This window comes from Mycobacterium sp. 1245111.1 (assembly GCF_001673405.1).
Classification (GTDB): Bacteria; Actinomycetota; Actinomycetes; order Mycobacteriales; family Mycobacteriaceae; genus Mycobacterium.
In genome coordinates this window covers 1-11,976 of sequence record NZ_LZLV01000131.1, presented here as the reverse complement: position 1 = coordinate 11,976, position 11,976 = coordinate 1, and the positions used below count along the sequence as shown (strand labels likewise).

The window sequence follows — 11,976 nt, the reverse complement described above, 5'->3', positions numbered from 1 at the left end:
CCAGTGAGGAGCCCGATGAGTTCGTGGTGGGGCACTCCCCGGCGATCGACAACAACGAGGTCTACGCGATGCTGGCACCGGCGATCGAGGCGTGGCCCGACACGTCATTCACGGCGCTGCAACTGTTTCCGGATCAACTCGTGGCCGCTGTGCGCGACGGCTCGATCGACCTCGGGTTGCGCCGCGGGGTGGTCCCGCAGGAATCGTTGGCCACCGGGATCGTCCGCTATGACGCGCTGCGAGTCGCCGTCCCGAGCGCTCACCGACTGGCCGGCCGGACGAGCCTGTCCGTCGCCGACCTGGCCGATGAAACCATCGTGCTGTGGGCGCCACCCGGGTCGTCGTATTACAGCGACTTCCTGGTCAACGTCTGTCGTCGCGCGGGTTTCGAGCCGCGGTACCGGGTCAGCCGGGTTCAGGGTTGCCCGCCCGAGGTCGCGCCGTTGACCGACGGCGGGGTCTCGTTCGTTACCTCCGCATCCGGGCCGGCGGGCCACGCGGTGCAGGTGCTCGACATCGAGGATCCGGTGTTGGTTCCCGTGCAGGCGCTGTGGCAGCCACACACCGCATCTGTCATACGCGATCTGATCCTGGCGGCCAGCGACGGGCCCGGGTGACGGGGTTGCGCGGCAACGACTTAGGAGTCCAGGAACTGTTGAACCGCCTCCGAGAGAATTCGCCCGCCCTCGGTGTTGAGGTGAATGCCGTCGACGTGGAACTGCCAACCGTTGATACGAGCGATCCGGTCAAAGCTCTGACGCAGGACCATCTCCCGAAACAGATAGTCACGGTAGAAGGACGCGAACGAGAAGTGGGTGAACGGTTTTGCCGTGCCCGCGCGTAGGAGTTGGTCCTCGAATGACTCCCCGAACGGAATGTCGTCCGTGCGCCTCGTCGGTGCTCCGATTTAGGGTCTTCTCCCAATGGGCCAAGCGAACTGAGCCCGATCTTTGCGTTGGCTTCGCGCTGCAACCGATAGACGATGAAATCGAGGTTTTCCTCGAACCGCGCCGGCGAGGGCGCCTCGGAGACCCGCTTGACCACCCGGACGAATCGCCAGAAGTTCGGAAACACGCTCGCCATGACGTCGTTCGCGCCGATGAGAATGATCACCCGCTGCGGGCGCACGGCGATCACCCGGTCCACGACCGCGACCGTGTTGAACGACAAGTCCCCTCCCACACCGAAATTCGCGAATCGGAATCGGCTGTTCTGCGAACGCTTCTCTAACTCGTCGATCCATTTGTACGTCCCCCTCGACGCCGTGGTGCTAGAGCCCAGGCACGCGACCGTTTCGACCGGCCGATCGCTCATCGCCGGCGGCCAAGGATCTGCCGCAGCACCTCGCCGAGACGATCTTCGGGCGAAGGCGGCGGCGGCCCGCTGCGCCAGGCGACGAAGCCGTCGGGACGCACCAAGAGCGCCTCGTCTGGCGTTAAGCCCGTCAGGTGCGGCCATGCACCGTCGCTGTCGTCGATCTCGCCGTCGCCGATGCTGTGCACGCTGATCGGGACATCCATTGTGGCGGAGACCGCATCGACGGCGGTGGCCCAATCAGCGCCGGAGGGCCCGGTGAACAGCGTGAAGCCTGGTCCGACCAAGTCGAGCGTCGAGACTCGTCGGCCGCCGCTGTGCACCCACACGTGCGGCACCCTGGTGCCAGGCTGCGCCCGCAGCTCGTCTACCACCCACAGAGCATCGGAATTCCCGGGCGTGCCGCCCTCGAAAACAATTGCGGCTGACCGGTATTGGTAGCCGATCAGCAGGTCGAACATCGGAGCCTCTTCATCCGCCGGCAATTTCGGGTGATTGTCGTCGAGCCGCAGAAACTGTAGCGCCGGCCCGGTGAGCGACTGACGCGCATTGAATCGGCCGACCGGGTGCCGCTCGTCCTGGTAGGTGGCCAGCAGCGCGGGGTCGGCTGTCCCGTCGAGGACGGCGGCCAGCTTCCACGCCAGGTTGTGCGCGCTTTGGATGGCGGTGTTGGCTCCGCCGGCTTTGAACGGCGGCATCGTGTGAGCCGAATCGCCGACGAGAAACACTCGGCCACTGAGGAATTGGTCGGCGACCTGCTCGTAGGGCTGCCACGGCGCGACATCGATGACGTCCACGTCGATCGGCTCACCGATCGCTTTCGTCAATACGTCACGACAATGCTGCGCGGTGAATTGCTCGGCGCTATCCCCTTCGGGCGGGAAGTAGGTGGTGATGAACATGCCGAAGTCGTCGCGCACCGGAAGGAAGATGCCGTCGACGTCTGCGTTTGTGACCTGCACTGCGTCGCCGTCACCGAGCTCCGGGACGAACTTTCGCCATGGCGCCCGGAAGTAGATGAACACGACATAGATCGGCAGGGCGCCGTAGCCCGTGGTCGTGATGTCAAGCGCGTTGCGCACTGGGCTGTGCACGCCGTCGGCGGCCACGAGATAGTCGGCACGCACGGTTTCCGTTACGCCCGAATCCCGTTGTCGCACTGTGGCGGTGACACCGGCGTCATCCTGCTCGAGCGAGCATAGCTCGGTCCCATAGCGCGCCTCGCTCTCGCCGGAGCGGATGAGCCTGAGCAGCATCGGCTCGAACGCACTCTGCGGGCAGTACTGGCCGCCGGGCTCGGGGCTGACCTCGCTGAAGGGCCCGAACATCGCCTCGGAGTCGAACGCCTGCCATTGTTCGGCGCTGTTTAGCGCCGGCTTTCCCAACATGTCGGACACGCCGTCGGCTACGGCGTGCACCTCGTCGGCCAATCCCAGCTCTCGCAGGATCTCCAGGCTGCGGAAACTCAGGTTGCGCGCCTTCGGATAGATGAAGACCTCGTCGCGCTTCTCGACCAGCAACGACCGCACACCGTACCTGGCCAGCAGCGCCGACGCGGTCAGCCCACCGGCACCGGCACCGACGATCACAACAGGCACCCGGGTGACGCTCATCGCCGCTCCTTCCTATATGGAACTAATCAGTTCCGTATAGGTTCGAAAATGCCACCTCCCAATGCGCCGCGCAACCCCTATCGGACGGGCGCGCCGGTGAGCGGCAGGAGCACGTCCTCGAGCACCCGTCGGACGTAAACCCGGTCGATGGGCCGCCCGGTCATCACCCTTATGACGTTGAGCCCCAGCAGGACGTCAGGCAACAGACTCAAGTCGCGGCCGGCGGGTATCTCACCGCGGGCAACCGCATGGTCCAGCATGGTACGAACCACCTGCCGAGGAATGGCCAGCACCAAGTCGTCCAAGGCGGCCGCCAGGACGGGATTGTGCATCGCCGCCGTCGCCACTCCGACGATGACGTGAATCATGTTCAGCTCGGCGTCATTCAGATCGGGAACGGCCGCGACCAATGCCTCGATGTCGTCGTGGAGGCTGCCGGCGTTCGGCGGTTCGACGGGTCCAAGTTGGCGCCGCCAGTGGGCGATCGCATCGGCCACCACGACAGCCTTCGACGGCCAGCGGCGGTAGATCGCGGCCTTACCCACGCCCGCGCGGGATGCGATGTCGTCCATGCTCAACTGGTCGTAACCCCGTTCGGCCACCCCGGCCAGGGTCGCGTCCAAAATGGCGGCGTCCAGCGACCGGTCGAGCCGTCGTTTGGCGCCCGCCGGGCGCCTGGTCGGCGTCGATCGGCCCGCCTCCGACTCCATGGGCCTGCCCCTATACTCGATACGATCAAGTTCCGTTTAATGGTATCGCATCAGCTGGAACGCGCCAGAAACTCCTCGGCGACCCCGATCACCCGTTCGCGGTCGGTGCCGACGAGTCCGATCCTGGTGCGCCGGTCGACGATGTCCTCGACGGTCAGGGCCCCCTCGTGGGTGATCGCATATTCGAATTCCGCACGCGTGACGTCGATTCCGTCGGCGACCGAATCGGCGGGCCGCTCGCAGTTGGCCGTGGCGAGCACGTTGGCCGCCTCTGCTCCGTAGCGCAGCACCAGCGACTCGGGCAGCCCGGCCATCGGCGCGGTCGTCGAGCCCGGGTTGCTCGGGGCACCGACCAGGGGCAGGTTTCGGGTCTGGCACGCGCCGGCTTGCAGGCCGCGCAGCTCGATGGCCCGATCGAGGACATCTTCGGCCATGTGCCGGTATTCGGTGAGCTTCCCGCCGATCACACTGACCACCCCAGAGGACGACTCGATGACAGCATGGTCGCGCGACACGTCGGCGGTCTCCCCGTCGCCGGTGTCGATCAGCGGCCGCAGTCCGGCGTAGGAGCCGACGACGTCGGCGGTGTCCAGTGAGATATCCAGCGCGGTGTTCACCACGTCGAGCAGGAAGCTGATCTCCTCCGACGTCGGTTCTGGCACATCGGGAATCGGGCCGGGCGCGTCCTCGTCGGTCAACCCCAGATAAACCCGTCCCAGCTGTTCGGGCATGGCGAAGACGAAGCGGTTGAGGGTGCCGGGGATCGGAATGGTCAGCGCCGCAACGGGATTCCCGAACGCCTTGGCGTCGAACACAAGGTGGGTGCCGCGGCTGGGCCGGAGTTTCAGCGACGAGTCGATCTCGCCCGCCCATACTCCGGTGGCGTTGATGACGGCGCGCGACGCGAGGTCGAACGATTCGCCGGTGCGCTGATCGGTCAGCCGAACCGAGGTACCGGTGGCCTCCGACGCCGAGGTGTAGGTCAAGATGCGCGCCCCGCGTTGCGCCGCGGTCCGCGCGACCGCAGCGACCAGTCGAGCATCGTCGATCAACTGACCGTCATAGGCCAACAGGCCGCCGTCGAGCCCCTCCCGCCGAACGGCAGGGGCCAGGTCGATCGCGCGCTGCGCTGAAATGCGTTGTGAGCCAGGTAGAACCGACCCGGGTGTGCCCGCCGTCTTGCGTAGCACATCACCGGCGAGAAATCCGGCGCGGATCAGCGCACGGTTGGTGCGGCTCATCGACGGCAACAGCGGAACCAGTTGCGGCATCGCGCGAACCAGATGAGGAGCGTTGCGCGTCATCAGGATTCCGCGTTCGATCGCACTGCGCCGGGCGATCCCGACGTTGCCGGTCGCCAGATAGCGCAGCCCGCCGTGCACCAGCTTGGAGCTCCATCGACTCGTGCCAAAGGCCAGGTCATGCTTCTCCACCAGCGTGACGCGCAGGCCGCGCGAGGCTGCGTCCAGCGCGATGCCGGTGCCGGTGATACCGCCGCCGATCACGACGACGTCGGTGGGCGCACCGTCGGCCAGCGCGGTCAGATCGGCGGCGCGGCGCGCGGCGTTAAGAGCGGTCGATATCACGCCAGGTATCCGTTCAGCGAATGGGCCAGCTCGGTGGCCAAGGCATCCGCATCGAGGATCGGGCGGACGATCTGAGCCGACTGAATGGTCGACTGGGTGATCAGCAGGACCATCGCGGCCATCTGGCGGGGGTCGCCGGCGCGCACGCTGCCGTCGTACTGGGCCGCCCGAAGACCCTTGGCCAGCGCCTCGATCAGCATCTGCTGGCTCCTGCCCAGCCGCTGCGCGATGTAGACCAGCGCCAACTCCGAGCGCAGCACCGCCATCACCAGCTCGTCGCCCCGCAGCCGCTCCGCGACCGCGACCACCCGGTCGACCAGGGCGGCACGGCCGGTGCCGCGCACCGGCACCTCGTCCAGCGCCTCGGTGATGTGGCTGGTCAACAGCGCGGCAAGCACCGAGCGGGTGTCTGGCCAGCGGCGATACACGGTCGGACGGCTCACGCCCGCGCGACGCGCGATCTCCGCCAGCGTCACGCGTTCGACACCGAAATCGACCACGCAGCTCGCGGCGGCCGCGAGGATGCGGTCCTGAACCGGAGCGTTACTGATTGACAGCATGTGTAATACTGTAACGCATGGCTGCCGATCTGCTACCCCCGATGAAGTGGAACGCCTGGGGCGACCCCCACGAAGCCAAGCCGCTGTCCGAGGGCGTCCGCGCGCTGCTGACCCAGGCCCTCGGCGTGACCGGAGCTTCGGAGGCCGAACTTCAGGCCGACCAGGTTCGGCTGACGCCGTCGAAGTTGACCACCGAACACCGCGAGGCGCTGGCCGCCATCGTGGGCCCGGAGCATTGCCGCGTCGACGACAATGACCGGCTGTTGCGTGCCGGCGGCAAGTCCACGCTAGACCTGTTGCGGCGCAAGGACTCCGGCGTTCAAGATGCTCCCGACGCGGTTCTGCTGCCCGGCTCGGAGGACGAGATCACCGCGATCTTGCGGCACTGTTCGCAGCACGGCATCGCCGTCGTCCCGTTCGGCGGCGGCACCAGCGTGGTCGGCGGGCTCGACCCGATCCGGGGTGATTTCGCCGCCGCGGTGTCGCTGGATCTGCGGCGCTTCGACCAGCTGCTGTCCTTCGACGAGGTGTCCGGCGAGGCGGAGTTCGGCGCTGGCGTCACCGGGCCGAAAGCCGAGGAACTGCTTGGCGCGCACGGGTTTTCGCTCGGACATTTTCCTCAGAGCTTCGAATTCGCCAGCATCGGCGGCTTTGCGGCGACCCGCTCGTCGGGTCAGGACTCGGCCGGCTATGGCCGGTTCGACGACATGATCCGCGGCCTGCGGGTGATCACGCCTGCCGGGGTGCTGGACCTGGGGCGTGCCCCGCAGTCGGCGGCCGGTCCGGATCTGCGGCAACTGGTGATCGGGTCGGAGGGCGTGTTCGGCGTCATCACCCGGGTGCGGGTCGCCGTCCACCCCAAACCGCAGGCCACCCGCTACGAGGCGTGGTCGTTCCCCGACTTCGCCACCGGCACAGCGGCATTGCGCGTCGTCACCCAGACCGGCAGCGGCCCGACCGTGATTCGGCTCTCCGATGAGGCCGAAACCGGTGTCAACCTGGCCACCACCGAGTCGATCGGCGGCGACCCCATAGTCGAAAACCACAGCACCGGCGGCTGCCTGGCGATCACCGTGTTCGAGGGCACCGCGGCGCACGCGGAGAGCCGGCACGCCGAAACCCGGGCGCTGATGACCGCGGCAGGCGGGACGTCATTGGGCGAGGGCCCGGCCCGAGCCTGGGAGCGTGGCCGGTTCGGCGCGCCGTACCTGCGAGACGCTCTACTGGCCAACGGCGCATTGTGCGAGACCCTCGAGACGGCCACCGACTGGTCGAACGTTCCCGCGCTGAAGACCGCGGTCACCGACGCGTTGACCGGCGCGCTGGCCGAATCCGGCACGCCGGCGCTCGTGCTGTGCCACATTTCGCATGTGTATGCCACCGGTGCCTCGCTCTACTTCACGGTCGTCGCCGGGCAACGCGGTAACCCGATCGAGCAATGGCGCGCCGCCAAGGCCGCGGCATGCGACGCGATCGTCGCAGCCGGAGCGACCATCACCCACCACCACGCCGTCGGCGCTGACCATCGGCCCTGGATGGTCGACGAGGTTGGCGAGCTCGGTGTGCAGGTGTTGCGAGCGGTCAAAGCGACGCTTGACCCCGCGGGAATTCTCAACCCCGGCAAGCTGATCCCGTGACGCGCCGCGACGATGCAGAGCGAAGCGATGAGGAGGAGCGGCGCCATGTAACGCGCCGCCAGATTGGCCGGGTGACCGTACTGACCAATCCGGCGTCAGGACATGGGAATGCGCCACATGCCGCCGAGAAAGCGATCACCCGACTGCAACAGCGCGGCGTCGACGTCACCGCGATCGTCGGCAGCGACGCCGAACACGCTCGTCGTCTGCTACACACCGCGGTCGACAACGGCACCGACGCGCTGGTCGTCGTGGGCGGCGACGGGGTGATCGCCGACGCGCTGCAGGCCCTCGCCGAAACCGACATCCCGCTCGGCATCGTTCCGGCCGGCACCGGCAACGACCATGCCCGCGAATTCGGTTTGCCGACAAAGGATTCCGTCGCCGCCGCCGACATCATCGCCGACGGCTGGACTGAAAACCTCGACCTCGGGCGGATTCGCGACCGCACCGGCGCGACCAAATGGTTCGGCACCGTCGCGGCCGCGGGATTCGACTCGCTGGTCACCGACCGGGCCAACCGGATGCGTTGGCCGCGTGGCCGGATGCGCTACAACCTGGCCATGCTCGCCGAGCTCTCCCAGTTGCGGCTACTGCCCTTCCGGCTGGTGCTCGACGGGCGCCAGGAGATCGTCACCGACCTCACGCTCGCGGCCTTCGGCAACACCCGCAGCTATGGCGGTGGAATGCTGGTGTGCCCCAACGCCGATCCCACCGATGGCCAACTCGACATCACGATGGTGCACTCAGCGTCGCGGACCCGGCTGATCCGTCTCTTCCCCACCGTCTACAAAGGCACCCACGTCAACCTCGACGAGGTCACCACCGCGCGGGTCACCACCGTCGACGTGGAGTCACCGGGAATCAACGTCTACGCCGACGGCGACTTCGCCTGCGTGTTACCCGCTCAAATCGCGGCCGTTAAGGGCGCGTTATGGATCCTACGGCCGGATAGGTAATCGATTAGCGTGAGCAGATGATCGGCAAATGGTCGGCGCTGGGCACGATCTCACTGCTCATGGCGCTGCTGTCGGCCCCATCCGCGGGCGCGGACCCGAACGACGACGCGTTCATCTCCGCCCTAACCCAGAACGGGATTCCCATTGCCGACCGCGATTCCGCGACGGCGATCGCGCAATCCATCTGCGACGGCTTCGATCATCACCAGAAGCCCAGCCTGCTGGCGCTCAAGCTGATGAAGCAAAGCGGTCTATCGCTCAAGCAATCCAGTTACGTTGTCGGCGTTGCCATCTCGGCGTACTGCCCAGAATACGCCGGACACACCGACAATTCTGCAGCGTGGCTCAACCCGCTGCCACCGCTGATGTAAGTCTCAGCCCACCCCGCGGTTGAGCCAGGACAGCTCGGCCCCGTCGCCGCCGTCGCGGTAGGCCTCGAGCGCCTCGTCCCACGCGGTACCCAGCGCCGAATCCAGCTCGGCTGCCAGCGCGTCGGCGCCGGCAGCCATCATCGAGCGCAACCGCATCTCGCCGATCATCACGTCACCGTTGGCGCTCATCGCGCCGCTCCACAGGCCCAGTTGTGGGGTGTGGCAGAACCGCTGGCCGTCGACGCCGGCGCTCGGGTCCTCGGTGACCTCGAACCGCAACACCGACCATGAGCGCAACGCGTTGGCCAGTCGAGCGCCGGTGCCCACCGGCCCGACCCAGTTGGTGACCGCGCGGAGCTGTCCCGGCATCGCCGGTTGCGGGGTCCACTTGAGGTTGGCTTTGGATGCCAGCGTCGAGGACAACGCCCACTCGACATGTGGACATACCGCGGCGGGCGAGGCGTGCACGTACACCACGCCAGTGGTCACATCGGCGAACTGGTTGGACGCACGCATCTGTTGCTCCTTCGGCTCCACGAGGGACGTCTTCCCCAACGACCTGGTGATTCCGACGAGCAGATATAACGATTTATGTGCCTTGCGTGTCTATTGTGCCTTGTGAGGCCTATGTTGCGCTAGTCCGAGTTGTATTCACTCAGGACACTGTCAGAAAGGGCGGGCCATAGCGGCAGCGCCCAGTCGCCGAAATCGCGGTCGGTGAGCACCACCAGGGCGAGCCGCGCGACCGGATCTGCCCAGATCAGCGTGCCCGACTGGCCGAAGTGGCCGAAGGTGGCCGGCGAGTTGCGTAGACCGGTCCAGTGTGGGTTCTTCGAGTCGCGAATTTCGAAGCCCAGCCCCCAATCGTTAGGTCGCTGAACCCCGTAGCCAGGCAAGACACCGTCGAGACCGGGAAATTGCACGCTGATCGCTTCGGCGTGCATCTCGCGTGACACCGTCGCCGGTGACAGCAGATCGGTGGCGAACGCCGCCAGGTCCGCGACCGTCGACGTGGCCCCGTAGCCGGCGGTTTGTGCTCCACCATCGAGGCGGGTCGCGGTCATTCCCAGCGGTTCCAGCACCGCTTCGGTCAGATAGCGGCCGAACTCGATGCCCGACGCCTCTTGCACCGTCTCGGCCAATACCGCGAAGCCATAGTTCGAATACACCCGGCGAGTGCCGGGCCTGGCGAGCGTCTTGCCGTCGAGCATCGCCAACCCGGAGGCATGCGACAGCAGATGGCGCACCGTCGATCCGGGCGGGCCGGCCGGGGTATCGAGCTCCACCGCGCCTTCTTCGATGGCGACCTGTGCGGCCCGCGCCACTACGGGCTTGGTCACCGACGCCAGCGCGAACTGTCGCGCGGTGTCGCCATGGGTGGCCAGCACACCATTTCGCCCCACCACCGCCGCGGCAGCGTTAGGCACGGGCCAGTCCTTGATCGCGTCGAGTGCGGGCATCGCGCTGAGCCTAACGACCAACCACTAGGTTGTAGCCCATGAGTCAGACAGTGCGTGGAGTCATCTCGCGGAAAAAGGGTGAGCCCGTCGAGGTGGTGGACATCGTCATTCCCGATCCCGGCCCGGGCGAGGTCGTCGTCGATGTCATCGCGTGCGGGGTGTGCCACACCGACCTGACGTATCGCGAGGGCGGCATCAACGACGAGTTCCCGTTCCTGCTGGGCCACGAAGCCGCAGGCACCGTCGAGGCCGTCGGTGACGGTGTAACTGCCGTCGCACCAGGCGATTTCGTGGTGCTGAACTGGCGCGCGGTGTGCGGGCAGTGCCGGGCCTGCAAGCGTGGCCGCCCGCAGTTGTGCTTCGACACGTTCAACGCCTCCCAGAAGATGACGCTGACCGACGGCACCGAGTTGACCCCCGCGCTGGGCATCGGCGCGTTCGCCGACAAGACGCTGGTGCACCAGGGACAATGCACCAGGGTCAACCCCGACGCCGACCCGGCAGTGGCGGGCCTGCTGGGCTGCGGGGTGATGGCCGGCCTCGGTGCGGCGATCAACACCGGCGCCCTCACCCGCGACGACACCGTCGCCGTCATCGGCTGCGGCGGGGTCGGTGACGCCGCGATCGCCGGCGCCGCCCTGGTCGGCGCCCGCCGGATCATCGCGATCGACACCGACAACACCAAGCTGGAGTGGGCCCGCGCATTCGGCGCCACCCATACCGTCAACGCCCGCGAATTGGACGTCGTGAAGACCGTCCAGGACCTGACCGATGGCTTCGGCGCCAACGTGGTCATCGACGCCGTGGGCCGCCCGGAAACCTGGAAGCAGGCCTTCTACGCCCGAGACCTCGCCGGAACCGTTGTGCTCGTTGGTGTTCCGACACCCGACATGCAACTGGACATGCCGCTGATCGATTTCTTCTCCCACGGCGGGGCGCTCAAGTCGTCCTGGTACGGCGACTGCCTGCCCGAACGCGACTTCCCCACCCTGATCGATCTCTACCTCCAAGGCCGACTGCCGTTGGAGAAATTCGTCTCCGAACGCATCGGCCTCGGCGACGTCGAAGAGGCCTTTCACAAAATGCACGACGGCAGCGTGCTGCGCTCGGTGGTGATCCTGTAGATGGCTGGCATCGAACGTATCGTCACCCACGGCACCTTTGAACTCGACGGCGGCAGTTGGGAAGTCGACAACAACATCTGGCTGGTCGGCGACGACTCCGACGTGGTGGTGTTCGACGCCGCGCACACCGCGGCCCCCATCATCGAGGCGGTGAAAGGCCGCAATGTGGTGGCGGTGGTCTGCACCCACGGCCACAACGACCATGTGACCGTCGCACCCGAGCTGGGCGAGGCGCTCGACGCTCCGGTCCTGCTGCATCCCGCCGACGACATGCTGTGGCAGATGACGCACCCGGACAAAGACTTTCGCGCGATCGCCGACGACGACAGGCTCACCGTCGCCGGCCTTGATCTGCACGCTCTGCACACTCCAGGGCACTCCCCCGGATCGGTCTGCTGGTACGCCCCCGACCTGGGCGCGGTGTTCAGCGGCGACACCCTGTTCTCCGGCGGACCGGGCGCGACCGGCAGGTCGTTCTCCGACTTCCCGACAATCCTGGCCTCGATCTCAGGCCGGCTCGGCAACCTCCCGGCCGACACGGTCGTCTACACCGGTCACGGCGACACCACCCGAATCGGCGACGAAATCGTGCACTACGACGAATGGGTCGCCCGCGGCCACTAACCGCCGTCGAGCACCCTG

Annotated in this window: 13 protein-coding genes and 1 pseudogene; 6 read left to right on the top strand and 8 right to left on the bottom strand. The window is 66.9% G+C overall.

The features are described 5' to 3' along the window. Positions 1–617 (top strand): LysR family substrate-binding domain-containing protein (locus A5658_RS20610; RefSeq protein WP_067339538.1); only part of this gene is annotated, 617 nt, incomplete at its 5' end. A 20-nt stretch (positions 618–637) separates the two neighbouring features. On the opposite strand, the gene A5658_RS29140 is transcribed toward A5658_RS20610, so the two are convergent. The 6 genes and pseudogenes from A5658_RS29140 to A5658_RS20590 all read right to left on the bottom strand — a co-directional run bounded on the left by A5658_RS29140 (position 638) and on the right by A5658_RS20590 (position 5,783). Continuing rightward, the gene (locus A5658_RS29140) at positions 638–769 is read right to left on the bottom strand and encodes a hypothetical protein (protein WP_255361357.1); all 132 of its coding nucleotides are present in this window, start codon (positions 767–769) and stop codon (positions 638–640) included. 68 nt (positions 770–837) lie between these two features. After that, positions 838–1,314, bottom strand: a pseudogene (locus tag A5658_RS29425) (SGNH/GDSL hydrolase family protein); the annotation flags it as partial. Beyond that, positions 1,311–2,927, bottom strand: coding sequence for an FAD-dependent monooxygenase (locus A5658_RS20605; RefSeq protein WP_067339534.1), 1,617 nt, complete (start codon positions 2,925–2,927; stop codon positions 1,311–1,313). The pseudogene A5658_RS29425 and the gene A5658_RS20605, both read right to left, overlap by 4 nt. Before the next feature lie 77 nt (positions 2,928–3,004). Further along, positions 3,005–3,637, bottom strand: a complete 633-nt coding sequence (locus tag A5658_RS20600; protein ID WP_067339533.1) for a TetR/AcrR family transcriptional regulator — start codon at positions 3,635–3,637, stop codon at positions 3,005–3,007. A gap of 50 nt (positions 3,638–3,687) precedes the next feature. After that, positions 3,688–5,223 (bottom strand): glycerol-3-phosphate dehydrogenase/oxidase, encoded by a 1,536-nt coding sequence (locus tag A5658_RS20595; RefSeq protein WP_231997397.1) that lies wholly within the window; start codon positions 5,221–5,223, stop codon positions 3,688–3,690. Continuing rightward, positions 5,220–5,783, bottom strand: a complete 564-nt coding sequence (locus A5658_RS20590) for a TetR/AcrR family transcriptional regulator (protein ID WP_067339527.1) — start codon at positions 5,781–5,783, stop codon at positions 5,220–5,222. The genes A5658_RS20595 and A5658_RS20590 overlap by 4 nt, the downstream gene beginning before the upstream one ends. A 41-nt stretch (positions 5,784–5,824) precedes the next feature. Here A5658_RS20590 and A5658_RS20585 point away from each other — a divergent pair, with 41 nt between their 5' ends. The 3 genes from A5658_RS20585 to A5658_RS20575 are packed head-to-tail and all read left to right on the top strand — an operon-like array spanning position 5,825 to position 8,750. Further along, positions 5,825–7,420, top strand: a complete 1,596-nt coding sequence (locus A5658_RS20585; protein ID WP_197503179.1) for an FAD-binding oxidoreductase — start codon at positions 5,825–5,827, stop codon at positions 7,418–7,420. Continuing rightward, positions 7,417–8,379, top strand: coding sequence for a diacylglycerol kinase (locus A5658_RS20580; protein WP_067339519.1), 963 nt, complete (start codon positions 7,417–7,419; stop codon positions 8,377–8,379). Before A5658_RS20585 ends, A5658_RS20580 begins: the two co-directional genes overlap by 4 nt. Before the next feature lie 17 nt (positions 8,380–8,396). Continuing rightward, the gene (locus A5658_RS20575; RefSeq protein WP_067339517.1) at positions 8,397–8,750 is read left to right on the top strand and encodes a DUF732 domain-containing protein; all 354 of its coding nucleotides are present in this window, start codon (positions 8,397–8,399) and stop codon (positions 8,748–8,750) included. 3 nt (positions 8,751–8,753) lie between these two features. On the opposite strand, the gene A5658_RS20570 is transcribed toward A5658_RS20575, so the two are convergent. Next, the gene (locus A5658_RS20570; protein ID WP_067339535.1) at positions 8,754–9,266 is read right to left on the bottom strand and encodes a DUF3145 domain-containing protein; all 513 of its coding nucleotides are present in this window, start codon (positions 9,264–9,266) and stop codon (positions 8,754–8,756) included. A gap of 119 nt (positions 9,267–9,385) precedes the next feature. Then, positions 9,386–10,210, bottom strand: a complete 825-nt coding sequence (locus A5658_RS20565) for a serine hydrolase (RefSeq protein ID WP_067339515.1) — start codon at positions 10,208–10,210, stop codon at positions 9,386–9,388. 38 nt (positions 10,211–10,248) lie between these two features. Between A5658_RS20565 and A5658_RS20560 the strand changes: the two genes are divergently transcribed. Further along, positions 10,249–11,334: an S-(hydroxymethyl)mycothiol dehydrogenase gene (locus tag A5658_RS20560; RefSeq protein WP_067339511.1), complete on the top strand. Its 1,086-nt coding sequence runs from the start codon at positions 10,249–10,251 to the stop codon at positions 11,332–11,334. After that, entirely contained in the window at positions 11,335–11,958 is a 624-nt protein-coding gene (locus tag A5658_RS20555) for an MBL fold metallo-hydrolase (protein WP_067339509.1), read from the top strand. Positions 11,959–11,976 lie beyond the last annotated feature (18 nt).

Bases quoted from the DNA above. Each gene is read 5' to 3' on its own strand.
- A5658_RS20570 (WP_067339535.1), bottom strand. From the start codon at position 9,266: ATGCGTGCGTCCAACCAGTTCGCCGATGTGACCACTGGCGTGGTGTAC.
- A5658_RS20605 (WP_067339534.1), bottom strand. From the start codon at position 2,927: ATGAGCGTCACCCGGGTGCCTGTTGTGATCGTCGGTGCCGGTGCCGGT.
- A5658_RS20555 (WP_067339509.1), top strand. From the start codon at position 11,335: ATGGCTGGCATCGAACGTATCGTCACCCACGGCACCTTTGAACTCGAC.
- A5658_RS20585 (WP_197503179.1), top strand. From the start codon at position 5,825: ATGAAGTGGAACGCCTGGGGCGACCCCCACGAAGCCAAGCCGCTGTCC.
- A5658_RS20590 (WP_067339527.1), bottom strand. From the start codon at position 5,783: ATGCTGTCAATCAGTAACGCTCCGGTTCAGGACCGCATCCTCGCGGCC.
- A5658_RS20600 (WP_067339533.1), bottom strand. From the start codon at position 3,637: ATGGAGTCGGAGGCGGGCCGATCGACGCCGACCAGGCGCCCGGCGGGC.
- A5658_RS20565 (WP_067339515.1), bottom strand. From the start codon at position 10,210: ATGCCCGCACTCGACGCGATCAAGGACTGGCCCGTGCCTAACGCTGCC.
- A5658_RS29140 (WP_255361357.1), bottom strand. From the start codon at position 769: ATGGTCCTGCGTCAGAGCTTTGACCGGATCGCTCGTATCAACGGTTGG.
- A5658_RS20560 (WP_067339511.1), top strand. From the start codon at position 10,249: ATGAGTCAGACAGTGCGTGGAGTCATCTCGCGGAAAAAGGGTGAGCCC.
- A5658_RS20575 (WP_067339517.1), top strand. From the start codon at position 8,397: ATGATCGGCAAATGGTCGGCGCTGGGCACGATCTCACTGCTCATGGCG.